This is a genomic window from Streptomyces klenkii (genome assembly GCF_003626645.1).
GTDB lineage: Bacteria > Actinomycetota > Actinomycetes > Streptomycetales > Streptomycetaceae > Streptomyces > Streptomyces klenkii.
Map to the genome: position 1 here is coordinate 1 of NZ_RBAM01000017.1, position 23,604 is coordinate 23,604.

19 protein-coding genes and 1 tRNA gene are annotated in these 23,604 nt (G+C 74.6%); 9 read left to right on the top strand and 11 right to left on the bottom strand.

Going from position 1 to position 23,604, the window contains the following annotated elements; translation table 11 throughout:
- Window positions 1-154: 154 nt before the first annotated feature.
- Window positions 155-227 (bottom strand) — tRNA-Arg (locus tag D7231_RS29345).
- A 305-nt stretch (window positions 228-532) separates the two neighbouring features.
- Here D7231_RS29345 and D7231_RS37855 point away from each other — a divergent pair.
- The 7 genes from D7231_RS37855 to D7231_RS29380 all read left to right on the top strand — a co-directional run bounded on the left by D7231_RS37855 (window position 533) and on the right by D7231_RS29380 (window position 9,889).
- Entirely contained in the window at window positions 533-2,152 is a 1,620-nt protein-coding gene (locus tag D7231_RS37855; RefSeq protein ID WP_120758713.1) for a dynamin family protein, read from the top strand.
- The gene (locus D7231_RS29355; RefSeq protein WP_422396766.1) at window positions 2,149-4,356 is read left to right on the top strand and encodes a GTPase; all 2,208 of its coding nucleotides are present in this window, start codon (window positions 2,149-2,151) and stop codon (window positions 4,354-4,356) included. The genes D7231_RS37855 and D7231_RS29355 overlap by 4 nt, the downstream gene beginning before the upstream one ends.
- 218 nt (window positions 4,357-4,574) lie before the next feature.
- Complete coding sequence (locus tag D7231_RS29360; protein WP_120758648.1) at window positions 4,575-5,060, top strand: single-stranded DNA-binding protein; 486 nt, start codon at window positions 4,575-4,577, stop codon at window positions 5,058-5,060.
- A 270-nt stretch (window positions 5,061-5,330) separates the two neighbouring features.
- The gene (locus tag D7231_RS29365; protein WP_120758649.1) at window positions 5,331-6,821 is read left to right on the top strand and encodes a Cys-Gln thioester bond-forming surface protein; all 1,491 of its coding nucleotides are present in this window, start codon (window positions 5,331-5,333) and stop codon (window positions 6,819-6,821) included.
- Between the two features lie 217 nt (window positions 6,822-7,038).
- Window positions 7,039-8,703 (top strand): energy-dependent translational throttle protein EttA, encoded by a 1,665-nt coding sequence (ettA, locus tag D7231_RS29370; RefSeq protein WP_120758650.1) that lies wholly within the window; start codon window positions 7,039-7,041, stop codon window positions 8,701-8,703.
- Window positions 8,704-8,705: 2 nt separating this feature from the next.
- On the top strand, window positions 8,706-9,137 hold the full coding sequence (locus tag D7231_RS29375) for an acyl-CoA thioesterase (RefSeq protein WP_120758651.1): 432 nt from the start codon (window positions 8,706-8,708) through the stop codon (window positions 9,135-9,137).
- On the top strand, window positions 9,134-9,889 hold the full coding sequence (locus D7231_RS29380; protein WP_120758652.1) for a DUF8010 domain-containing protein: 756 nt from the start codon (window positions 9,134-9,136) through the stop codon (window positions 9,887-9,889). The genes D7231_RS29375 and D7231_RS29380 overlap by 4 nt, the downstream gene beginning before the upstream one ends.
- Window positions 9,890-9,966: 77 nt before the next feature.
- Here D7231_RS29380 and D7231_RS29385 read toward each other — a convergent pair whose 3' ends face one another.
- A complete protein-coding gene (locus D7231_RS29385; protein ID WP_194962351.1) occupies window positions 9,967-10,368 on the bottom strand; it encodes a globin in 402 nt (133 codons plus the stop codon).
- Window positions 10,369-10,474: 106 nt separating this feature from the next.
- Here D7231_RS29385 and D7231_RS29390 point away from each other — a divergent pair, with 106 nt between their 5' ends.
- Window positions 10,475-11,485: a methyltransferase domain-containing protein gene (locus D7231_RS29390; protein ID WP_120758654.1), complete on the top strand. Its 1,011-nt coding sequence runs from the start codon at window positions 10,475-10,477 to the stop codon at window positions 11,483-11,485.
- Here the strand turns inward: D7231_RS29390 and D7231_RS29395 are convergent.
- The 4 genes from D7231_RS29395 to D7231_RS29410 form a co-directional block, all read right to left on the bottom strand.
- Window positions 11,466-12,611 (bottom strand): FHA domain-containing protein, encoded by a 1,146-nt coding sequence (locus D7231_RS29395; protein ID WP_120758655.1) that lies wholly within the window; start codon window positions 12,609-12,611, stop codon window positions 11,466-11,468. The genes D7231_RS29390 and D7231_RS29395 overlap by 20 nt on opposite strands.
- A gap of 68 nt (window positions 12,612-12,679) precedes the next feature.
- Window positions 12,680-14,068 carry a vWA domain-containing protein gene (locus D7231_RS29400; protein ID WP_120758656.1) on the bottom strand — a complete coding sequence of 463 codons (1,389 nt, stop codon included), beginning with the start codon at window positions 14,066-14,068 and terminating at the stop codon, window positions 12,680-12,682.
- Window positions 14,069-14,175: 107 nt separating this feature from the next.
- Window positions 14,176-15,483, bottom strand: a complete 1,308-nt coding sequence (locus tag D7231_RS29405; RefSeq protein WP_120758657.1) for a PP2C family protein-serine/threonine phosphatase — start codon at window positions 15,481-15,483, stop codon at window positions 14,176-14,178.
- Window positions 15,484-15,486: 3 nt separating this feature from the next.
- Window positions 15,487-17,718 carry a serine/threonine-protein kinase gene (locus D7231_RS29410; protein ID WP_422396767.1) on the bottom strand — a complete coding sequence of 744 codons (2,232 nt, stop codon included), beginning with the start codon at window positions 17,716-17,718 and terminating at the stop codon, window positions 15,487-15,489.
- On the opposite strand from D7231_RS29410, the gene D7231_RS38575 reads away from it, so the two are divergent.
- Window positions 17,675-18,079, top strand: coding sequence for a hypothetical protein (locus D7231_RS38575; protein WP_422396768.1), 405 nt, complete (start codon window positions 17,675-17,677; stop codon window positions 18,077-18,079). The two genes, D7231_RS29410 and D7231_RS38575, sit on opposite strands and share 44 nt — an antisense overlap.
- A gap of 10 nt (window positions 18,080-18,089) precedes the next feature.
- Here the strand turns inward: D7231_RS38575 and D7231_RS29415 are convergent, their stop codons facing one another.
- From D7231_RS29415 to melC1, 5 genes are all read right to left on the bottom strand, one after another.
- Window positions 18,090-19,409 carry a hypothetical protein gene (locus D7231_RS29415; RefSeq protein WP_120758659.1) on the bottom strand — a complete coding sequence of 440 codons (1,320 nt, stop codon included), beginning with the start codon at window positions 19,407-19,409 and terminating at the stop codon, window positions 18,090-18,092.
- A gap of 73 nt (window positions 19,410-19,482) precedes the next feature.
- Window positions 19,483-20,457: a glutamate ABC transporter substrate-binding protein gene (locus D7231_RS29420; protein WP_120758715.1), complete on the bottom strand. Its 975-nt coding sequence runs from the start codon at window positions 20,455-20,457 to the stop codon at window positions 19,483-19,485.
- Window positions 20,458-20,519: 62 nt separating this feature from the next.
- Window positions 20,520-21,911: a hypothetical protein gene (locus tag D7231_RS29425; RefSeq protein ID WP_416385417.1), complete on the bottom strand. Its 1,392-nt coding sequence runs from the start codon at window positions 21,909-21,911 to the stop codon at window positions 20,520-20,522.
- A gap of 309 nt (window positions 21,912-22,220) precedes the next feature.
- Window positions 22,221-23,042, bottom strand: a complete 822-nt coding sequence (melC2, locus tag D7231_RS29430; protein WP_120758660.1) for a tyrosinase MelC2 — start codon at window positions 23,040-23,042, stop codon at window positions 22,221-22,223.
- 60 nt (window positions 23,043-23,102) lie between these two features.
- Window positions 23,103-23,486, bottom strand: a complete 384-nt coding sequence (melC1, locus tag D7231_RS29435; RefSeq protein ID WP_241999986.1) for an apotyrosinase chaperone MelC1 — start codon at window positions 23,484-23,486, stop codon at window positions 23,103-23,105.
- Window positions 23,487-23,604 lie beyond the last annotated feature (118 nt).

Below are 23,604 nucleotides of genomic sequence, written 5' to 3' on the forward strand. Positions count from 1 at the left end.
CCGTCGCGGCCGAGCTCAACAGCCGCCCACGCAAAACGCTCGGCTGGGAAACCCCAGCCGAGCGTCTCGCTAAGCTTCTGGCCACAGCCAGTTGATCACTGTGTTGCTACGACCCCTCGAATTCGCCCGGGAGGGGCGTGCGGTATGGAGCGAGCGCCCCCGGCAGGACTCGAACCTGCGGCCAAGCGCTTAGAAGGCGCCTGCTCTATCCACTGAGCTACGGGGGCCGGTGTGCGGCGGTGTCGCGGACGGCTGAAGCCCCGGGCTCGGTGGTGCCGTGACCTTGCCGGGGACAAGGATAGGGCTCCGCTCACCTCGTCCCGGTTGCTTCACCTCCGTGCCACGATGTGGAGGTTTAGTGAAGCGGTCCTGATAATCGCAGGCGGGTACGAATCTTGCACCGTTTTTCACGCCTCAGGCGACGGGTGTTGTGTACTCGTTATGCCTGAGCCCCGTGCGCCACGCCTCGCGCGCCATGGCCTATACGCTTCAAAATCACACCAGAATTGGGCATTCTGCACGTGTGGCGACCTTGGACGTACGGCCCCGACTGCTCGACGCACTGTCCGCACTGCGTGACCGTGTCGACGCCGCACGCTTCCCCCTTCCCCTTCCCGGCGCCGCCCGCGCCCGCCGGAACCGTGCCGAACTCCTGGCGCAACTCGATGACTACTTGGTGCCCCGCCTGTGCGCCCCCGAAGCGCCGCTGCTCGCGGTCGTCGGGGGTTCGACGGGGGCCGGCAAGTCCACCCTCGTCAACTCCCTGGTGGGGCGGCGGGTCACTGAGGCGGGGGTCCTGCGGCCGACGACCCGTACGCCTGTACTGGTCTGCCACCCGGACGACCACCACTGGTTCGCGGGGCAGCGCGTCCTGCCCGAACTGCGCCGCGTCTGGGTGCCCGCCCAGGACGTCTCCACCCTCTACGACCCCGACCCCGACGCCCGCCGCGGGGACGAGGACGACGCCGCCGAGCCCCCGTCCCTGCGCATCGAGACCGACCGCGCCATGCCGCCCGGGCTCGCCCTCGTCGACGCCCCCGACATCGACTCCCTCGTCGCCCGCAACCGCGAGCTCGCCGCCGAGCTGATCTGCGCGGCGGACATCTGGGTGCTCGTCACCACCGCGACCCGGTACGCCGATGCGGTGCCGTGGCACCTGATGCGGACGGCCAAGGAGTACGACGTCACCCTCGTCACCGTGCTGGACCGGGTGCCCCACCAGGTCGCCACCGAGGTCTCCAAGCACTACGGGGCGCTGCTGACCGCCGCCGGCCTCGGGGACGTCCCGCGCTTCACCATCCCCGAGCTCCCGGAGTCCGCGGGCGGCGGCACCGGCCTGCTGCCCGACACCGCCGTCGCGGGGCTGCGCGCCTGGCTCCACCAGCGGGCGCAGGACCCCGCCGCCCGCGCCGTGGCCTCCGCCCGCACCGTCGCCGGGCTGCTGGCCTCCCTGGGGTCGCGGCTGCCCGGGCTCGCCGGTGCCGCCGCCGTCCAGCACGCCGCCGCGGTCCGGCTCACCCAGCGCGTGGAGGACGCGTACGCGAAGGCCACGGAGCGCGTACGGGACGGGGTCGCGGGCGGGGAGGCCCTCGCGGGCGACGCCCTCACCCACTGGCGCGGCCACCCCGAGGACAGCACCTCCGACGAGCTGCTCGGCGCGCTCACGGCCGCCCTCGCCGCCCTGGTCGGCTGCGCCGTCGCCGCCGCCGACGAGGAGGTCGCCGCGGCCTGCGCGGGCGACCCCGCGGCGGACGCCGTCCTCGCCCCGCGCGACCCGGACGGCGCGGTCGGCCGGATCGGCGTCGCCGTACGCCGCTGGCGGCGCTGCCTGGAGGAGATCGCGGAGGAGGAGGTGCGGGCCGCCGAGCGCGCGGCCGGCCTCGACGCCGACCGGGCGGCCGCCCTGCTCGCCGCCGCCCTGCTGGGCGGCGGACAGGCCCGCCCGGCCGGGGAGAGCCTCGCCGAACTGCTCGGCGCCCAGGGCGCCCTGCGCCTGCGCGACCGCGGCGGCCACCTCCTCGCCGAGTGCCTCGACGGCGTGCTCGACGCCGAGCGCGACCGCCGGACCGCCCCGCTGGAAGCCCTGGACGTCACCCCCGACCACCAGGTCGAGCTCATCGCCGCGCTGTCCGTACTACAGAAGGAGAGGTGACCACCGTGCGCCCCGCTGACCGATCCGCCGACCGATCTGCCGACCGCGCCGCCGAGGGAGCCGCTCCGGCCGCCCCTCCGCACCCCGACCCGGCCGCCGCCGCCCGCCCGCGCCCCTCCGCCGGCATCTGGGACGACGGCCTCATCGCCCGCCGCGCCCGCCCCGGCCGCCCCCCGCGCGCAGGCGGCGGCCCCGAAGCGCGCATCGCACCCCCGCCGCGCCCGGAGACCGCCCCGCGCCCTCCGTCCGCGCCCCCGCCGCACCCCGGCGCCGCCGTCCTCCGGCCGCGCCTGGACGCCCTGCGGGAGCTCGTCGGGCTGTCCCGGGCGCGGCTGGACCGGCGCACGCTCGCCGAGGCGGGGCGCGTCCTGGACGAGGCCGTCGCCCGCCAGCGGCACCCCCTCGACCTCACCGTCGTGGCCATCGCCGGGGCGTCGGGCAGCGGCAAGTCCACCCTCTTCAACGCGCTCGGCCGGGCCCAGCTCTCCGAGGCGGGCGTCCGCCGCCCCACCACCGCCGCGCCCGTGGCCTGCGTGTGGACGGAGGAGCCCGAGCGCGCGGACGGCGTCCTCGACCGGCTCGGCATCCCCGCCCGCTCCCGCCGGCAGCCGGTCCGCCCGTACGACCCGGCACTCAACGGGCTCGTCCTGCTCGACCTGCCCGACCACGACTCGGCCAGCCCCGGCCACCGCGAGCAGGTGGACCGGCTCCTGGGGCTCGTCGACGCGGTGATCTGGGTGGTGGACCCGGAGAAGTACGCGGACGCCGTCCTCCACGAGCGCTACCTGCGGCCGCTCGCGGGGTACGCCGAGGTGTCGTTCATCGTCCTCAACCAGATCGACCGGCTGGGCACGGACGCGGCGGACCAGGTCCTCGACGACCTGCGGCGGCTCCTGGACGACGACGGCATCGCGCTCGGCGAGCACGGCGAACCGGGGGCCGAGGTGCTGGCCCTGTCGGCCCTCACCGGCGACGGCGTCGGCGAACTGCGCGAGATCCTCGGCCGGTTCACGGCCTCGCGGGGCGCCGCGCTGCGCCGGCTGACGGCCGACGTCGACGGGGTCTCGGCGCGGCTGCGGGGCGCGTACGTGGCCGAGGGGCGGCCGGGGCTGACGGAGTCGGCCCGGCACGAGTTCGAGGACCGGCTGGCCGAGGCGGTGGGCGCCCAGGCGGCCGGGCTCGCGGCGGAACGCGCGTGGCTCCGGGACGCCGGACGGGCGTGCGGGATGCCGTGGATGCGGGCGCAGCGGTGGTACGTACGGGGGCGCGCGGGGCGGAAGGCGGCGGGCGGGGCGGGCGGGGCGAGTGGCGGGGAAGTGGCCGCGCATACGGGTACGGGTGCGAGTACGGGTACGGGTACGACTACGGGCACGGGTACGACTACGGGCACGGGTACGAGTGTGACGGCGGCGTCCGCAGAGGCGTATGCGCCGCATGCTGTCGGCGAGAGCGGCTCCGCCCCGAGCCGCGCCGTCTCCCGGCCGCTCGTCGAGCAGGCCGTACGGGCCCTGGCCTACGAGGCGTCCACGGGGCTTCCCGACCCCTGGTCCCTGGCCGTGCGCGAGGCGGCGCGGCGCGGGGCCGAGGGCCTCGCGGAGGCCCTGGACGCGGCGTCCGCCGCGGCTGCCGCCGCAATGGCGGCGGCGGGGCCGGGGCGCGCGGGAATGTGGCGCACCGGGGCGCGCCGGGCGAGCGCCTGGTGCACGAGCGTGGGGCGCCAGGCCGGTTCTCCGGAGAGCGAAGGCCCGTCCGGAAGCCGCGCCTCCGGGCGGGCGGGCGACCGTACGGGAGGCCGCGCCGGCGGATGGATCATCGGCGGCCGGCGGGCGCGCGCGGGCGGCCCGGCCCGGCCGGTCCGGCCCGGCTGGTGGGCCGTGGCGGCCGCCGTGCAATGGGTGCTGTCGGTGCTTCAGGTGCTGACCGCGGCCTGGTTGCTGGTCCTGCTGACCGGTGCCTGGGGCGGCGAGTGGTGGATCCCGGCGCTGCTGCTGGCGGGCGCCGTCGCGAGCGGCCCGGCCCTGGCCTGGTGCTGCCGGGCGATGGCCCGGGGCCCGGCCCGCCGCTACGGGCTGGAGACGGAGCGGCGGCTGCGCAACGCCGCCGCGGGCTGCGGGCGGGAGCGGGTGCTGGAGCCGGTCGCCGCGGAGCTGTTGCGGTATCAGGAGGTCCGCGCGCAGTACGTGATCGCGGCCGGGGAGGCCTGAGACCGGCCTGGTCGGTGACGGGAGGCCGGCCTGGTGAGTGGCGGAAGACCGGCCTTGTGGGGGACGGAGTTATCCACAAAAGCTCCCTCGTCCACAGCCTCCAGCGGGATGCCCCGAACACCGGCAGCATGGCTTCACGAAGCAGCTCGCGAGGCAGCTCACGGAGCAGTTCACGAAGCACTTCACGAAGCCCGGACGGGGAAAGCGGGGGGATCCGTATGAACGAGACGCTGGTGACGGTCGTGGGAAACGTCGCGACGGAGCCGGACTACCGGGAGGCGGCGAACGGCTCGTCGTCCGCGCGGTTCCGCTTGGCGGCGTCGGTGCGCCGCTGGGACCGGTCCAAGGAGGAGTGGGCGGACGCGTACACGAGCTTCTACACGGTGTGGGCGTGGCGCGCGCTCGCGGCCAACGTGGTGGCGTCGCTGGGCGTGGGGGAACCGGTCGTGGTCCAGGGCAAGTTGCGCATCCGGGAAGAGGAGCGCGAGGGAAAACGGTGGCTGTCGGCGGACATTGACGCGGTGTCGATCGGCCACGACCTGAGCCGGGGGACGTCGGTGTTCCGCAGGGTGACGCAACCGAGGCCGCTGCCGGCGGATCCGGTCCGGATGGCGGCGGCCGTGGGGGCCTCGGCGGAGGTAACCGCTCCGGCCATTCCGGATCGGGAGCCCGCGGCCGTCGGCGCCGAGGCGCCGCCCTTCTGAAAAGGCCGGTTTGTCCCGGCGATTTATCGATATTGCCGGGCCGGGCCGCGGCCCGCTGGTAACGATTCCGATTCGGATCGATTGAGCGGCCCCTCGGGTGGGGATGGCGCCGCGCCCGCTCCTTAAGATCACGTTCACAGCAACGTGCAACGGGGGGCCGCGGCGACGTGTTCAACGGCTGCGAGCGACAGCGTGCAACGGGGGCTTCTGAGTCTTGAGTTCGGTGGCGAGGCGCGCCGACTTGTTCTGCGTTCGCCCGGAAGGAAGTCGATGATTTCTGTCAGGAGGCGGGGATCCGCCCGCCTTGCCGCAGCCTGCCTGGCAGCAGGACTCGCCGCGGTGGGCACGATAGCCGCGGCGGGCCCCGCCGCCGCGGACGACGCGCCGCAGACCGCGGGAGGCGTCACCGCCACGCTCGGCCGCATCACGGCCGGCTCGGGCGTCGTGGTGCACGACCGGCACCGGACGGCCGAGATCCCGGCGGGTCTGTTCGAGATGAAGGTCGACGGCGGCGGCTCGCTGCAGACGTACTGCGTCGACATCCTCACCAACACCGTGGACGGCGCCCGCTACCGCGAGGTCGGCGCGGCCGAGTCGTCCCTGCACGCCAACAAGGACGCGGGGAAGATCCGCTGGATCCTCCAGCACTCCTACCCGCAGGTGAACGACCTCGCCGCGCTCGCCAAGGACGCGGGCGCGGGCCCGCTCGACGCCAACACCGCCGCCGCCGGCACCCAGATCGCCATCTGGCGGTACTCGGACGCCGCTCAGGTCGACGCCAAGGACCCCGCGGCCGCCAAGCTCGCCGACTACCTCTACAAGGCCGCGAAGGACGTCGAGGAGCCCGAGGCGTCGCTGACCCTGAGCCCGCCGGCGCTCTCCGGCAAGCCGGGCCGCAAGCTCGGCCCGGTCACGGTGCGGACCACGGCGAGCAGTGTCACCCTCACTCCTTCAGGTGATGCCGTGGCCAGGGGCGTGAAGATCGTCGACAAGGACGGCAAGCCGGTCGCCGCCACCGGCAACGGCGGCGAGTTCTACGTGGACGTCCCGGCGGGCGCCCCCGACGGCTCCATGTCGCTGAAGGCCTCGGGCGCCGCCAAGGTCCCGGTCGGCCGGGTCTTCGCCGGCGATCACACCACCACCCAGACGCAGATCCTGGCCGGCTCCAGCGAGAGCACGGTCTCCGCGGGTGCCACCGCGCACTGGACGGCCAAGGGCGCGGCCCCGGCCCTGTCCGCCCGCAAGAACTGCGCCAAGGGCGGCGTCGACGTCACCGCCGACAACCAGGGCGACGCCCCCTTCACCTACGAGCTGGCCGGCCGGACGCACACCGTCGCCCCCGGCCGCTCCGAGACCACCCTGGTGAAGGTCGGCGAGGACCGGGCCTACCGGTTCACGATCACCGGGCCGGGCGGGCTGTCCAGGACCTTCTCAGGGATCATGGACTGCGCGACCCTCGCCGCCACCGCGGCCGCACCCCCGGCCGGGGACGCCGCGGGAGCCGCCCCCGAGGCCGGGGAGGACTCCGGCGCTGCGGGCTCCGGCGACGGCGGCACCAAGGCCACCCTGGCCTCCCGCATGAGCCCGGCGTCGACCGGCGGCGGCAGCGGCAAGGCGGCCGTCAGGGCCGACGGTGACCTGGCCGCGACCGGCGGCAGCAACACCACCCCCACGATCGCCGGGATAGCGATCGCCCTGATCGTCGCCGGCAGCGGCGCGGTCTACCTCCTGCGCCGGGAGCGGGCCTCCGCCGGGGAGTGAGCCCCCGGCGCGCGGGCCGCGGGGCGGGGGCCGGCGCCCCGTCCGGGGCGCCCGGAGGGCCGCAAGGCCCTCCGGCGGCCGCCCGCCCGGCGGACTGTGAGCGGATCGCCCCCGTATCGGGTTTCCGCCCCGGGCGTCCGGTGCGGCAAGATGGGTGTATCTGCCCTCACGCGGCGGAGCCGCACATTGGCCCTTCTCGATTGCCGGACGGTTTCTCTTGGCTGAGTACATCTACACCATGCGCAAGACGCGCAAGGCGCACGGCGACAAGGTCATCCTCGATGACGTGACGCTGAGCTTCCTGCCCGGTGCGAAGATCGGTGTGGTCGGCCCCAACGGTGCCGGTAAGTCCACCGTCCTCAAGATCATGGCGGGCCTGGAGCAGCCGTCCAACGGCGACGCGTTCCTGTCGCCGGGCTACAGCGTCGGCATCCTCATGCAGGAGCCGAAGCTGGACGAGTCCAAGACCGTCCTGGAGAACGTCGAGGACGGCGTCGGGGAGATCAAGGGCAAGCTCAACCGCTTCAACGAGATCGCCGAGCTCATGGCGACCGACTACTCGGACGCCCTGCTCGACGAGATGGGCAAGCTCCAGGAGGAGCTCGACCACGCCAACGCCTGGGACCTCGACGCCCAGCTGGAGCAGGCCATGGACGCCCTGGGCTGCCCGCCCGGCGACTGGCCCGTCGTCAACCTCTCCGGTGGTGAGAAGCGCCGCGTCGCCCTCTGCAAGCTGCTGCTGGAGGCCCCCGACCTGCTGCTCCTCGACGAGCCCACCAACCACCTCGACGCCGAGTCGGTGAACTGGCTGGAGCAGCACCTCGCCAAGTACGCGGGCACCGTCGTGGCGATCACCCACGACCGGTACTTCCTGGACAACGTGGCCGAGTGGATCCTGGAGCTCGACCGCGGCCGCGCCATCCCCTACGAGGGCAACTACTCCACCTACCTGGAGAACAAGGCCTCGCGTCTGAAGGTCGAGGGCCAGAAGGACGCCAAGCGCCAGAAGCGCCTCAAGGAAGAGCTGGAGTGGGTCCGCTCCAACGCCAAGGGCCGTCAGGCCAAGTCCAAGGCGCGCCTCGCCCGTTACGAGGAGATGGCCGCCGAGGCCGACAAGATGCGGAAGCTGGACTTCGAGGAGATCCAGATCCCGCCGGGCCCGCGCCTGGGCTCCATCGTCGTCGAGGTCAACAACCTCTCCAAGGCCTTCGGTGAGAAGGTCCTCATCGACGACCTGTCCTTCACCCTGCCGCGCAACGGCATCGTGGGCGTCATCGGCCCGAACGGCGCCGGCAAGACCACGCTGTTCAAGATGATCCAGGGCCTGGAGACGCCGGACTCCGGTTCGATCAAGGTCGGCGAGACCGTCAAGATCTCGTACGTCGACCAGAGCCGCGCCAACATCGACCCCAAGAAGACGCTGTGGGCCGTCGTCTCCGACGAGCTGGACTACATCAACGTCGGCCACGTCGAGATGCCCTCCCGCGCCTACGTCTCCGCGTTCGGCTTCAAGGGCCCGGACCAGCAGAAGCCGGCCGGCGTGCTCTCCGGTGGTGAGCGCAACCGCCTCAACCTGGCGCTGACCCTCAAGCAGGGCGGCAACCTGCTGCTCCTCGACGAGCCCACCAACGACCTCGACGTCGAGACCCTCTCCTCGCTGGAGAACGCCCTGCTCGACTTCCCGGGCGCCGCTGTGGTCGTCTCCCACGACCGCTGGTTCCTGGACCGAGTCGCCACGCACATCCTGGCGTACGAGGGCGACTCCAAGTGGTTCTGGTTCGAGGGCAACTTCGAGTCCTACGAGAAGAACAAGATCGAGCGCCTCGGCCCGGACGCGGCCCGTCCGCACCGCGCCACCTACAAGAAGCTCACCCGGGGCTGAGCATGGCGCGTCACCTCTACTCCTGCCCCCTGCGCTGGTCCGACATGGACGCCTTCGGCCATGTCAACAACGCGGTCTTCATCCGCTACCTCGAAGAGGCACGGATCGACTTCATGTTCCGGCTGGCGCCGGGGGAGGGGAGCACGTCGTTCCAGGGCGGGTCCGTCGTGGCCCGGCACGAGATCGACTATCTGCGCCCCTTGGTGCACCGGCATGCGCCGGTGACCGTGGAGACCTGGGTGACCAGGGTGGGCGCCGCGTCGCTCACCGTCGCCTACGAGGTCAAGGACGAGGACCAGGTGTACGTGCGGGCCAGCACCGTCGTCGTCCCGTTCGACTTCGAGGCCGGCCGGCCTCGCCGGATCACCGACGAGGAGCGCATGTTCCTGGCGGAGTTCCAGGACGACGCCGCGGAGGAGGCCGTCGCCGCATGACGGGGCTCCAGCCTCCGCCCGGGCACCGGCTCCGGTTCGCCGATGCCAGGGAGGCGGCCGACCTGGTCGCCTTCCTGGCCCGGCTGATCCACTACGACCGGGCCGCCGTCGTGCGGATACAGGCCGGCGACGGCGTCCTCGGCGTCTTCGGGCGCCCGCCGTCCTTCGAGGTCCTCGCGGTGCGCACGGCCAGGCTGGCCCACGGCGGGGCGCTGGACGTCACCGTCTCGGCGGGCCAGCTCGCCGACGCCCTGGACACGGCGCCCGCCCTGCCCTCCGGCGAGCTGGAGATCACCGTCCCCGAAGCCGTCACCGGCCCGCCCTGGGCCGGTGTGCTGCCGCCCCGCGGCGGCTGGCAGCGCGTGCCGGGGCTGCCCGGCCAGGACGCCCTGCGGGCTGTGGTCGGGGCGGCGGTCGCGGAGTTCCGCGGGCGCGACGAGGCCCTGCCCGAGCACCGGCGCACCCGCGTCGAGCGCGACCGCATCGGCCGCGAGATCTGGTCCCGCACGCTCGGCGACACGGAGCTGCCGCTGCGCGCGGTGCACGCGGCGCAGTCACTGGGCTTCCTGCGGCCCGCCCGGGCGGCGGTGGCCGCCCCGGCACGGGGCCGCACGGGTACGGGCACGGCGCTTGCGCCGGAGCAGCCGGTGGCCCTGTTCGCAGCCGCGGGCTGGCTGCGCCTGAGCACGTCCTACGGGTCGGTAGCGGTCCGGACGGGCGGGCTCCCGGGGCTGACAGTCACGCCTGCCTGAGCGGGCCGTGGCCGGGGGCTTCGCCCCCGGCCCCATCGCGCTGAACGCGCTCGTCCTCAATCGCCGGACAGGCTGATTTATGTGCCGGTGTTCACCATCGACGCCGCCGCGTACGTCAGGTAGTTCCACAGCTGCTGCTCCAGCTCCGGAGCGAGCCCGAGCTCGTCCACCGCGTCCCGCATGTGCCGCAGCCACGCGTCGTGCGCGGCCCGGTCCACGGTGAAGGGCGCGTGGCGCATCCGCAGCCGCGGGTGGCCCCGGTTCTCGCTGTAGGTCCGCGGCCCGCCCCAGTACTGCATGAGGAAGAGCACCAGGCGCTCCTCGGCCGGGCCGAGGTCCTCCTCCGGGTACATCGGCCGCAGCAGCGGATCGGCGGCCACGCCCTCGTAGAAGCGGCGGACCAGGCGCCGGAAAGTCTCCTCGCCGCCGACCTGCTCGTAGAAGGTCTGCTCCTGAAGGGTGCCGCGCGGAATCTCCATCACCCCTCCATGGTCTCAGACGGACCGGCCGAGGACGGGGGACGTAGGTCCTCCGCCCGGACGGGCCCTTTGGCCGGACCGGCGGCCCCCGGCGCACAGTGGAGACATGGGCGGTACGCATCTCAAGGGGGACGCCGAGCTGTCCTCGGCGCTGCGGGGCGAGCTGGTCGAGGGGCTGCGGGCGGCCGGCGAGCTCACCGACCCCCGGTGGCGGCGCGCTTTTGCCGAGGTGCCCCGGGAGCTGTTCGTTCCCGTCTACTACGTCGGAGTCGTCGGCGGCTACCAGCGCCTCTCCGGCGACGACCCCGACCCCCTGCGCCACGAGAGCTGGCTGGTCGGCGCCTACGCCGACGAGCCGCTCGCCACCCACGTCCGGGACGGCGAGCTGATCTCCTCCAGCAGCCAGCCCTCCCTGATGGCGAAGATGCTCGCCGCCCTGAACGTCCAGGACGGCCACACCGTGCTGGAGATCGGCACGGGCACCGGCTACAACGCGGCCCTGCTCGCCCACCGCCTCGGCGACGGCAAGGTCACCACCGTCGACCTCGGCCCGGAGCTCACCGGGCCCGCCCGCGCGCACCTCGCCGAGGCCGGTTTCCACCCGGAGGTCGTCACGGGCGACGGCGCGTACGGCTGCCCGTGGCGCGCCCCCTTCGACCGGATCCTGGCCACCTGCGCGATCACCCGGGTGCCGCCGGCCTGGCTCGCCCAGACCCGCCACGACGGCCTGGTCCTCGCCCCGCTCGCCACCGGCCTGATCGCCCTGCGCGTCAAGGACGCCACCCACGCCGAGGGCCGCTTCCTGCGCACCCCCGCCTTCTTCGTCCCGCTGCGCGGCGGCGCCCCCGCGCCGGTGCCGCGCGTACGGGGCCTGCCCCGGCGGCTGCTCCAGAGCGACCGCTTCCGCTTCCTGCTGGCGCTGACCGCGGGCGCGCTGGACCCGGGCGACGCCCACCAGCTGTGGCGCGGCCTGGGGCGCCCGGGCCGCGAGCGCTACGGCATCTCGGTCGCGGGCGACGCCCAGTGGTCCTGGCTCGACCACCCGGACGGGCCGTACCGGTGGCCGCTGGGCGCCCCGGGCCCCCGCGGGGCCGGCGTCAGCCCCGGCGCAGCGTGATCGTCGTCCACGCCCCCACGTGCACCCGGTCGCCGTCCTGGAGCGGCACCGGCACGTAGGGCTGGATCGGCGTCTCCGAGCCGTTGATCGTCGTGCCGTTGGTGGAGTCCTGGTCGACGACCGCCCAGCTGCCGTCCGGCTGCTGCACGAACATCGCGTGCTGGTGCGAGACGCCCGGGTCCTCCGGCGGCCGCGACAGGTCGATGTCCGGGGACTCGCCCGTGCTGTGCCGCTTCCGGCCGACCGTGACCTGCGGCCCGCTCAGCTGGAGCTGCAACTCGGGGGAGTACGCGGGGAGGTTGAGCCCGGAGGCCTCGGGGCCGCTGCGGTTCATCATCGCCGTGAAGTACTCGCGGTCGGGCGCCACGACGGCCGTCCACCCGGCCGGCGCCTGCTGCTGCGCCCCGCCCTGCTGCCCCGGCACGCCGCCCGTCGCCCCGCGCTCGTAGCCGTACGGCGGCGCGGACTGCGGCGCGGGCGTGCTCGGCGGCGGCAGCATCCAGTCGCCGTCGGGGCCGTCGGCGTAGGCCGGCGACCCGGCGTAGGGGGAGTCCGCGTACGGGGAGTCCGCGTAGGGCGACTCGGCATACGCCGGGGCCGCGTACGGCGAGGCCGGGTGCGTCTCCGGAGTCAGCGGCTCGGCCGGGCGGTTGATGCGCGACGGGCGCGAGCCGTAGTACTCGTACGACTGCGGGGGCTGGGTGTGCTGCGGCGGGGGCGGCGGCGCCGACTGGAGCCCCTGCGGGGCCGGCGGCGGGGGCGGCCCGAAGGAGGCGCCCGTGCGCGTCAGGAAGTTGTAGCGGCACTCCTCGCAGAAAGGTGCCTGCGCCTCGCGGGGCGTACGGCAGTGCGGGCACAGCTCCGCCTGCACGGTCGTGTCCCCGGTGTGGGCGCTCCCGGTGGGCGCGCCCTCGGCGGGCGGCCAGCCGTAGCCGGGGGCGCCCTGCGGGCCGCTCGGGGGCGGCAGCGGCGCGCCCGTGGGCGGGGCGGGAGGCGGCGGCGGGACGGCCCCGGCCCCCGGAGCACCGGAGGGGACGGACCGGTCGGGCGCCCCCGACATGCGGTGGCCGCACACCTCGCACCAGTCCTCGGCCGTCGACTGGTGGCCGTTCGGGCAGGTCGGCATGTCGGTTGATCCCCCTCGTGTGCCGTGCGTTGCGGTCGTCGCCGGTACGCGTTCCCCGCGCCCCGGTGCTACTTCTTCACCCGTACGGTTTTCGTCGAGCGCGTTTCGAGGGTCATCTGCGCCTCCGCGGTGACCTTCGCCTTCAGCCGCACAGTACCCGTCGCGGCGTCCACCACGTCCACCACCTTGGCGAGGAGTTTGGCCGTGTCCTCGTTGCCCGAGCGGTTCGCCAACTGGACGGCGCGGCCGAGCTTGGCCGTCGCTCCGTCCAGGTCGCCGGAGCGGCGCAGATCCAGGCCCTCCTGGATGTAGCGGGCGAGTTCGGCCTGGCCGGTGTAGTGGGCGACCTGCGCGTTCATGGACGTCGAGGCGGCCAGGTCGTCCGTCCAGACCGCCCGCACCAGACCCTGGGCCAAGGGGCGCGGTGAGGACCCGTCAGGCGTGGGCAGCACCAGCGAGACGCGGGCGGCGAGCATCTCCTCGCCCACCGCGGCGGCGGGCACCCGCACGCCCAGGTGGTAGTCGCGCGACTCGTCGCCCCAGGAGCCGGTCGGGTAGTCGCCGATGCGCGGGCCCGCCTCGACGCGGCGCTCGGTGAGCGTCTCCAGGGCGGGCGCGACCTGCTTGAGGAACCTCACCTCGGCGCCCTGCGGCGTCCACAGCCGCAGCGCGACGTCCGCGACCTCCTTGCCCATCGCCGTCTCCATCATCCGCGTGAAGTCGGCCGCGAGGCCCGCCGGGTCGGCGACGATGTCGGCGGTGCCCAGCAGGGCCGAGGCGATGGCGGTGACCTCCTTGACCTCCCAGTCGGTGCCCACGCCGCGCGCGTCGCACGTGAACCGGCCCGCGCAGTGCTCCAGGGAGGCGCGCAGCGCGTCGGGCTCCTCGTGTTCGTTGCGGCCGTCGGTGAGCAGGATGCCGTGCCGTATCGGCGCCTCGGACGTCTCCAGCAGCTGACCGGCCAGGCGCAGCCAGGTGCCGATGGCGGTGCCGCCGCCCGGAGTGAGCTTGCGCAGGGCCTCCTTGGCCTGCTGCCGGGTGGTGGCGTCGGCCAGCGCGAGCCGCCCGCCGCCGGGGTAGGCCTCCTTCGCCTGGTGCGTGCCGGCCACCACGGCGAAGGCCACGCCGTCGCGCAGGGTGTCGACGGCTGCGGCCGTGGCGGCGCGGGCGTTGCGCATCTTGGCCGGCGGGTAGTCCATCGAGCCCGAGCAGTCGACCATGATGACCACGGCCGCGTCCGGGCCGGGGGCCGGAAGGGCGTGGGACGACGGGGACTGGTGCGGAACGGCCGGCACGAGGGGCGTCCCCGCCGTGGTCCCTCCGCGCGTGGCGGTGACGGTGACGATCGCGTCGACCTCGCGCCCGCCCTCGGGCAGATGGGCGTTCTGGTACACGTCGACCGTGAACCGGTGCCCGCCGGTCTTGGAGACCCCGCTGGTCTTGGAGAAAGTGGCCATCTGATCCGCTCCTCGGTACTCCGTCCGTGCCGGGGCACGAGGGGGCGGGCCGGCGCGTGGTGCCGAGCGGGCACCGGCGTTGCATCCCCCCTGCGACCGCCCTGGCCTCAGGCCGATCCTGCCCCCTCGGGCGCCAGGGGGAACGGCAGTACGGCCACTGTTACGTTGTCGTGGCCCCCTCCGTCCAGGGCGTGGGCCAGCAGTTGCCGGGCGCACTCCAGCGGCCGGGTGCGGGCGTCGGGCGGGGTGACCTCGGCCATCAGCTCGGCGGACTCGGCGTAGTTCCACAGCCCGTCCGTGCAGACGATCACCACGCCCTTGCGGTCGGGGTGGAAGGACGCGGTGTGCGGCTCGACCTCGTAGGCGTCCGCGCCCAGCCAGCCGGTGATGGCGTGGGCCCGCTCGTCCGCGTACGCCTCGGCCTCCGACAGCAGGCCCGCCGCGACCATCTGGGCGGCCCAGGAGTCGTCCTCGGTGAGCCGGGCGGGCTGGGTGGAACGGTCCTCCGGCACCCAGTAGGCGCGGCTGTCGCCGACCCAGCCGACGGTGAGCAGGTCGCCGGTGACGACGGCCGTCACGATCGTGCACGCGGGGGCGTTCTCGTGGCGGTGCGGGTCGTGCTGGAGCGGCCCGCGTGCGGGCGCCGCCAGCGCATTGACGGCCTCGGACGCCCGCATGATGGCGTCGTGGGTGGCCTGCCGCGGGTCGTCGCCCTGCGGCAGGGCTGTGACCAGCAGCTCCCGCGCGGCGGCACAGGCCGCCGCCGACGCCTCGTCGGGACGGGTCGCCGACGACACGCCGTCACTGACGACGGCGACGGTGGCCGGGGCCCCGTCGGCGAGGGCGATGGCGGACACGGCGTACGCGTCCTCGTTCCGGTGGTGGCGCAGTCCGCGGTCGCTGACCGCCGCGACGCCTGGCAACTCGTGCTCCATGTGATCCCGTTCGCGCGGCTGTGCATGTCCGCAGTGTTCGCAGTACCCGTCCTTGTCGATCATGCCGGATCGGCACGACCCGCAGCTCCGCCCGGTCCCGCCCGCACCCGGGCGGGCGGTGTCCGGCCCGGCCGGCGGCCCGGGGGCCGCGTGGCCGGCCTGCGGAGGGACCCCCAGCACAGCGCCGGTGCGCGGGTCGGGCGCGCCGGGCCCGGCCGAGGCGTCGGCGCCCGGCGGCCACGCGGGCCGGAGCGGGCCGTCTCCCGGGGGCGCGGGAGGCGCGAGGGGGGCCCGCACGGCCGTGCGGGCGCCGGGGTCGGGCAGCGCGAGCCGGTAGTCGGCCGGGCCCTCGTCGGGGAGGGCCGGCGGCGACGCCGACAGGTCGGCGCCGCAGCCGCCGCAGAAGTTGTCGGCCGGGTCCAGCGGCTCCCGGCAGGCGGGGCACGCCGTCAGCTGTGAGGGGCGCGGCACTTGCGACATCGATCACACCCATGTCCTGGGGCGGAAACGGTTGGCCCGCTCCACCAGTTCGATCCGTTCCTCGCCGCGCTGGGCCAGCCGCGCGAGCACGCGGTACGAGCGCTCCAGCCCGAAGCGCAGCTCGCGCTCGTCCAGCCCGCGGCCCAGCAGCCCGCCCGGGCGGGCGGACGGCGGCCCGCCGCCCGCGCCCGGGGAGCCCGACAGCACCCAGTCCAGGGCGCTGCCCAGCACCTCCGCGGAGAGCCGCTCGCGGCGCACGGCGTCCAGCCCGAAGTCCGCGAGCCGCTCGACCTGGCCCGCGGCGGCCACCAGGTCCTCCAGCAGCGGCTCCCGCGGCGAGCGCCGCCGCAGCCGGGCCCGCACCGCGGCGACGCGCGCCGCGGTGTAGTGGATGGAGGCCTCCGGCACGGACTCCAGGGCGCGCACCGCGCCCGGGCGGTCCCCGCCGGCCAGCCGCACCCGCGCCAGCCCGAACGCGGCGCTGACGTAGCTCGGGTCGGTCGCCCACACCAGCCGGTAGTACTCGGCGGCGTTGTCCAGCTGCCCGAGGACCTCCGCGCACACGCCGAGCGCCAGCTTCGGGGCGCTCTCGCCCGGGAAGGCGTCGTAGACCGCATCGAAGGACAGCGCCGCCGTCTCCTTGTCGCCGCAGGCCAGTGCGAGGAGCCCGCGGTACCAGACGATCCGCCGGTCGCCCGGGTGGGCGGCCTCCAGGCTCTCCAGAGCGTGGGACGCCTGCGCCTCCTCGCCCAGTTCCAGCTGGGCGCGGATCCGCCGCAGCCGCAGCTCCGGCGACTCGGCGGGCGCGGTCTGGAGCGCCGCGTACAGCTCGGCGGGCTGGGAGGCGATCAGGCCCGCGAGGAAGCCCGCGTTGGTGTCGCCCGGGTCGACGAGCGGAACGGGCAGGGCGAGCGCGGCGGCGCGGGTGTCGAGCGCGGCGACGGCCGGGGCGGCCGGGGGAGCGGGGGACGCGGGCGCCCCGGCGGCGGCCTCCACGGCCGCCGCGGCCGCACGGAACGGCAGCGCCCCGCGCCCCGCCGGCACCCGCCCGCCCAGCGCGGACACCTCCTCGTCGGCCTCCGCGAACAGCCGGGTGTCCACCACCCGCAGCTCCGGCCCGAACAGCGTGGACAGCGCCGGCCGCGGCCGGCCCGTCTCCAGCGCGACGACCTCCCGCAGCACCCCCGTCAGCTGGTCGGCCATCTCCCCGGCGGACGCGAACCGCCGCGCCGGATCGGGGTCCGTGGCGCGCACGAGCAGCCGGTAGAAGGACTCGTAGCGGGAGAACACCTCGATGTGGTCCGGGTCGGGCAGGCGGTCCGCGAAGACGTTCGTGTAGCCCTGGAAGTCGAAGGTGAGCACGGCGAGCGTACGGGCCACCGTGTACAGGTCGGAGGCGACCGACGGGCCCACCTCCGCGACCTCGGGGGCCTGGTAGCCCACCGTGCCGTAGATCGCGCTGTCGTGGTCGTCCATCCGCCGGACCGCGCCCATGTCGATCAGCTTGAGCTGGTCCTGCTGCTGGATGGCGTTGTCCACCTTGAAGTCGCAGTACAGCAGGTTGCGGCTGTGCAGGTGGCCGAGGGCCTCCAGCGCCTCGATGCCGTACGCGCAGGCCTGCGCGACCGGCAGCGGATCGCGCCGGCCGTCCGGCGCCCGCCGCGCGTTGGCGATCTCCTTCAGCGACCTGCCGCCGACGTACTCCATGACGATGTAGCCGTCGAGGCTGCCGGTGCGCTGGTCGAGGTGCTCGACGAAGTTGTAGATGCGGACGATGTTGGCGTGCTCGATCTCGGCGAGGAAGCGCCGCTCGGAGACCGCCACCGCCAGGGCGTCCTCGTCGCCGGTGTCCAGCAGGCCCTTGAGCACGACCCAGCGGTCGGACACGGCCCGGTCGATGGCCAGGTAGATCCAGCCGAGCCCGCCGTGCGCGAGGCAGCCCGCCACCTCGTACTGCCCGTGCACCACGTCGCCCGCGCGCAGCTTGGGCACGAAGGAGTACGGGTGGCCGCACTTCGTGCAGAAGCCCTCCGTGCGGCCGGGCCGGTCACCGCGCGCCCGCCCCACCGGCGCCCCGCAGTCGCCGCGGCTGCAGAACCGCTTCCGCTCGGGGACCTCCGGGTTCTCCAGCACGGCCGCCCGCGGCTCCGGGCGCGGCACCTCCGGGACCTTGACCAGCCCGGCCCCCAGCTTGCCGCGGCCCGAACCCGCGGGCAGCGAGCCGGAGCTGCGCACCGACACCGTCCGCGACGGCGAGGACGCCGAGCCCTCGGACCCCGGCCGGGAACGCGAGAGCCGCCCCGACACCGAGCGGCGCGACGAGGCCGAGCGCGACGACGCCGAGCGCGCCGAGCCGGACCGGGACGACGAGCCTTGCGAGCCCGCCCCGCTGCCCTGCGATCCGCCTTGCGAACCGCCCTGCGATCCACTGCTCTTCGAAGACGGGCCCCCGGAGCCTCTCGCGCCCCCCGTGACCCCGGTGGCCGGCGAGCCCACCGTCCCGTTCGGCGACACGACCGGCGCCAGGCCGCACGTGTCGCAGTACAGCTCGCCGCCGCCGACGTCCTCGTACGAACCGGCACACCCCGGCCGCTGACACGCCCCGCTCATGACTCCCCCCTCCACCCCGTGGCCCGCTCCCCGGCACCCGCCGCCAGCGCCTCGGCCAGCGCCTGCTGATAGCGCATGACGGCCGCCTCGGCGGCGACCAGATCGCACGGCGCACTCCACAGCATGCGCCGTGCCGCGTCGTAGCGCTCGATGAGCAGCGAGTCCTCCGCGAGGCCGTGCCGGGCGGTCTTCGCCTTGTACGCGTCCAGGCGGCCGCGCAGCTCCGCCCGGACCGCCAGCGGGGCCGTCACCGCCGTCAGCGACTCGCGCGCCCGCAGCAGCTCCTCCTCCGCGCGCTCCTCCAGGCCCTCCAGGAGCGGCGACAGCCGGTGCCAGCGCGCGTGCCTGCGGTGGTCGGCGGCGGCCGACAGCTGCTCGTAGAGGGCCGTGGGCGGGCCCGACACGGCCGGCACCACGGAGGCGGCGATCTTCGACAGGACCTCGGCGCGCGCCTGCCGGGCCTCGTTGAGCGTGCGGTCCGCGCGCGAGAGGACGTCGCGCACGCGCATCAGCCGCTGCTCGGCGTCCTGCCGGACGTCGAGGACAGCCTCGACCTCCCGGCGGACGTCCTCCAGGGCCCGCGCGGCCCGGTCGTAGCGCGTGGTGTCGGGGCGGCCGCCGCCCGGCGCCGAGCTGGGCGAGGCACCGGCCCAGAAGGCCAGCGGATCCCCTATCACCTCGGCGCGCAGCACGGTCAGTTCCCGCGTGATCTGCTCCAGGTCGTCGCCGGAGGGGTGCTCGCCGGGCCGCACGCCCACCGAGTGGGCCAGGGAGCGGGTGCGCCGCAGCTCGGCGGCGAGCAGGTCGATCCGGGCGGGCAGCGCCGACCACACGGCGTCGGCGATGACGACGACGTCGAGGGCCTGGGCGTACCAGCCGTTCATCCGGTCCAGCAGCTCCTGCAAGCTCAGCTGCTCGCTGAGCCGGGCCGTCAGGCCCCCCGGCCCCGCCGTCAGGCCGGGGGCCGCGCCGTGGGCGTCCAGGGTGATGCCGGAGCCGCGCAGCAGTTCGGTGAGCTCGGACAGCTCGCCCTGGGTGGGCCAGCGGCGGCGGGCGCGCAGCTCGCGGGCGGTGGTCAGGGCGGCGGTGTAGGCGTCGAAGTACGCCCACAGCTGCCCGATGAGGGCCTCGGCGGCCGCCCACCGGCTCCTGGTCTCGCCGGTGAGGTCCGCCCCCTCCAGCAGGCGCCGCCCCGCGTGGTCCTGGAGGGCGAGCAGCGAGGATTCGACGGCCTCGTGCTCCGCGCCGAGCCTGGCCAGGGCGCGGTCCGCCTCCTCGCGGGTCAAGGCCGGCCCGGTGGGCTCCGCGACCGCCATCGATCCCCTCTCTCCCGTCCGCGGCGCGCGCCGCGGGCCGATTTCCGTTACGGCCGTGCTCCCCGGCCCGCCGTCAGTCCCGGTACTTGGGCTCCGGCGGGGCGGTGATCCCCTTCAGGTCGCCGGCGAGCCACCGCTCGTACGCCTTCATCCACAGGCTCGCGGCGCCGCCGCTGCGGTAGTCCTCCAGCACCTTGTTGACCCGGCGTACCAGGTCCGTGTCCGCGAGGTTCATCGCCACGCCGTACGGTTCGGTGGTGAACGGCTTTCCGACGAGCTGCACGGACGGGTCCTGGGCCGCCTGGCCGGCCGCCAGCGCCCTGTCGTTGACGACCGCGTCGACCTCGCCGAGCTGGAGCCGCACCAGGCAGTCCAGCTGGTTGGGGACGGTCAGCAGGGACGAACCGTGCGGTTCCTCCCGGACCTTGAGCTCGGCCGTGGACCCTTCCGCCGTACAGACCTTCTTCCCCTTCAGCGAGTCGTCGAACGCGGTCACCGGTGACCCCTTGGGAACCATGACCTGCTGCCCGGACTCGAAGTAGGCGGTGGAGAAGGCCACTTGCTTGATCCGGTCACAGGTGATGGTCATCGTACGGGCGACGATGTCCACCTTGCCCGTTTGCAGGGCGGGTATGCGCCGGCTCGTGGGGATCGCGAGGAAGGTGACCTTGCCGGGGTCGCCGAGGATGTCCTTGGCGATGGCCCGGACGAGGTCGATGTCGAAGCCGCTGAGCTCGCCGTCGGCGGGGTTGCGGTAGCCCCAGCGGTAGCTGTTCTGGTCGACGCCCGCGATCAGCCGGCCGCGGGCCTTGATGCGCTGCACGGCCGGGCCGTCGGCCTCGCCCGCGGGCCGCAGGCTCGCCTCGGGGTCGGTGCACTGTGCGGGTGCGGCTTCGGGGCCCGGGGCGGGTGCGGCGTGCGCGGCGGGTGCGGAGTGCGCCGGCCGGTCGCGCGCGGGCCCGCCGCCCGCGGGCAGCACGGCCGCGGCCACCGCGGCGAGGGCGCACGCGGCGGCCGCCGAAGCCACGGCCGCGGTCCGGGACCGCATCCGCGGCCACCGTGCCGTACGGGTCTCTCCCACGGTCTCCCCCTCCTCCCGCAGCACCGGCCTCACCGGTACTCCGACAGCCTGCGCCCGATGCCGGCCACGGCGCCGGCCGCGCCGAGCACGGTCAGCACGGCCGCCCCGGCGGCCAGGCCCGAGAACGCGCCGCGCCCGTCGTCGGCCGCCTGCCGGAACTCGTCCTGCTCGTAGGCGAGGGCGCGCTCCAGTTCGGTGTCCACCCGGTCGAAGGACGCGCCGGTGCTGTCCTTGTCGCCGATGACCTTCTGCAAGGCGTCCTTGTAGTCGCCGCGGTCGTCGGCGAGCACCCGCACCTCGCCGTGGCGCTGCTGCCACGTGCGGACGTCCTTGATCGCGGCGTCGACCGGCGCGCGGCCCCCGGCGTCGTCGGCGAGGGCGCGGGCGCGGTCCAGCAGGCTGCCCGCGCGGGCCGGCCCCTGCTCGCCGCCTATGAGCCGGCCCATGCCGGCGCGGTAGTTGCTCTCGTACTGGTCGTCGCCGTTCTTCGTGAGCACGGCGCCGCGGGCGACCATCGTGAGGTTCTCGTCGCCGCGGGCCTGGAGCGAGCCGATCCGGGCCTCGGTCAGCGCTTGCAGGGATCTCGCGCCGTGGGCGTAGGAGCCCTCCAGGCCGGAGCGGGCCACGGCGTGGCCGGCGACGAGCCACAGCAGGACGACGGCGGTGCCCGCGGTGGCCGCCAGCAGGCCGTGGTTGAAGACCCGGTTCGTGCGCAGGTAGTTGCGCCGCTGGGCCCGGGCCAGGGCGCCGAGGGCGACGACGCCGAGGGCCAGGGCGGCCCACGGCCAGGACTTCGCGTCGTCGTAGTCCGAGCCGAGGCGGCCCGTCTCGGCCTCGTACAGGCCGCGGGCGGCGGGCAGCAGCTCCTCGCGCATCCGGTCGCCCGCGTAGCGCAGGTAGGCGCCGCCGAGCGGCAGGCCCTGGCGGTTGTTCGCCCGGGCGGCCTCCACGAGGCCGGTGTAGCGCGGCAGCCCTTCGTTGAGCGCGGCGATCCGGTCGCGGGCCGCGCCCGAGCCCTCGCCGGCGGCCGCGGCCTTGACGAGCAGCCGTGAGGCGAGCGCGATGTCCTTCTCGTAGCGCTGCCGGACCGCGCGCGGCTCCTGGCCGCCCGCGAGGAAGCCGCTCGCGGCCGTGGTGTCGGCGTCGGCGAGCGAGCGGTAGATGGCGGCGGCGTCGGCGCTCAGCGGCTGGCTGGTGTCCACGACGGCGTCGGCCGCGGCCGCCCGGGTGGCGACCTGCCAGGCGGTGACGGCCCCGAACGCCACGAGGACCAGGGCCAGGACGGCGCCGATGGCGCGCAGCCGGCCGGGTTCGGTGACGGCCGCGGCCCGCACGCGGTCGAGCGCCTCGCGCCAGGCCGGGACGGCGGCGCTGCGGGCGGGCTCCCCCGGCTTTCCCCCCGCCGGCTGCGGCTGTGACACGTGACCTCCCCCTCGGTCGCTGAGGGCGGCCCGTCGCCCGGCGTGCGGGGGAACAGGTGCCCGGCCAGCAGTATGGCCGCAAGAACCGGCAAAAACACCGGTGCGGGACCGATCTTGTGTGCGGTCGCGCTCTTCACCCGGGCCCGTGGCGGCCCTCGTCCCCCATCACGACCGCCGGCCCGGTGCGGTTCCCCGCACCGGGCCGGGCGCGCGTGCGCCTGTGGCGTGCTGTGTTCTACGGGTACGCCGTGGTCTTACGTGCACGCCGTGCCGTACGGATACGCCGAGGCCGTACGGGCAGGCCGTGCCTTACGCGTACGTGTAGTACGCGCTGTGGTCGAGCATCTGGGCCGGGGTGACGTTGTTCCACGGACGCATGGTGTCGTTGAGGTCGACGACGTTCGCGGTGCCGGCGGCCGGCAGGTAGGCCGAGGAGGGGTGCATGCGCTGCCAGTCGGACCACAGCTTGTCGATGTGGGCGTGGTGCAGCCAGAAGACCGGGTCGTTGGGGGAGACGCCGGTGGCCATGTGGCCGCCCATCCACACGTGGACGTTGTTGTGGACGCGGCCGGCGCCGCGCCAGCCCTCCAGGTAGTTGCGGAAGCTGCCCTCGGAGGCGCTGTTCCACGGGGCCGTGTCGTAGACCGGCATGGCGAGGACGGCGTCGACCTGGGCGCGGGTGGGCAGCGTGCCGGCGGCGCCCATCTCGCGCTGGAGGAAGGGACTGTTCTCGGCCTGAACGTTGATGTTCCACTTGCCCGTGGAGTAGGCGAAGGGACCGGTGGTGACCTGGGCGTCACGGCTGCGGCCGTTGCCGCCCATGAAGTCGGCGCCGAAGATCGAGGAGTTGACCGAGCGGTCGACGGTCCAGTCCCAGTAGGGCAGCGTGATCGAGGGGTCGACCTTCTGGAGCTCCTGCTCGAACTGGATCAGGAAGCGGCGGTGCCAGGGGAGGAACGACGGCGAGCGGTGGCCGACGCGGTCGCTGTCGTCGCGGTCGCTCATGATGAACTGGTCGTGCGTGCGGACGAATCCGTCGTAGACGCCGGTGCGCTTGAGCTCCAGCAGGGCGTTGACGAAGGTCCGCTTCTCGGTGGCGGTCAGGTTTGCCTGGTTCTTGCGCACTGCCATGGGGTTCGTGTCCTCGTGGGTGAGAGTGTGGGTCGCGGGGTGCGTGCGGCAGTGCGCCGGTTACATCTGGATCGGGACGAGCGAGGCGCCCCGGAGCTTGTCGACGGCGGCGCGGGTGAGCGACAGCGGCTCGGGGAAGACCTGGTAGTGGTTGATGACGCTGATCCAGGTGCCGTCGGCGTTCCGCATGACGTGCAGCTCCTTGCCGTCGATCGTGACGGCGAAGCCACCGTGGGCCGCGTGCTCCCCGCTCGTCACCGGCTTGCCGACGATGCGGCGGCCCTTGTAGACCTCGTCGAACGCCGCGAGCCCGGTGCCGTGGCCCTCGTGCCCGGTGTGGTCCATGGTGTGGCCGGTGTGGTCGGCCGCCCGGGCGCCGGTGGCGAGCAGCGCCACGCCGGCGGCGGCAGCGGCGGTTCCTCTGAGCACAATGCGTCGGCTCACGTTGGACGACATGGTCGGTCCCCCTCGGGTTCGCGCCGACAAGGCGCGGAATGGACGATCAGTAGCGGAAGTCATCACGAATGCAGCCGTAAATCCCTTTTGATGACGGTTGCTTGTT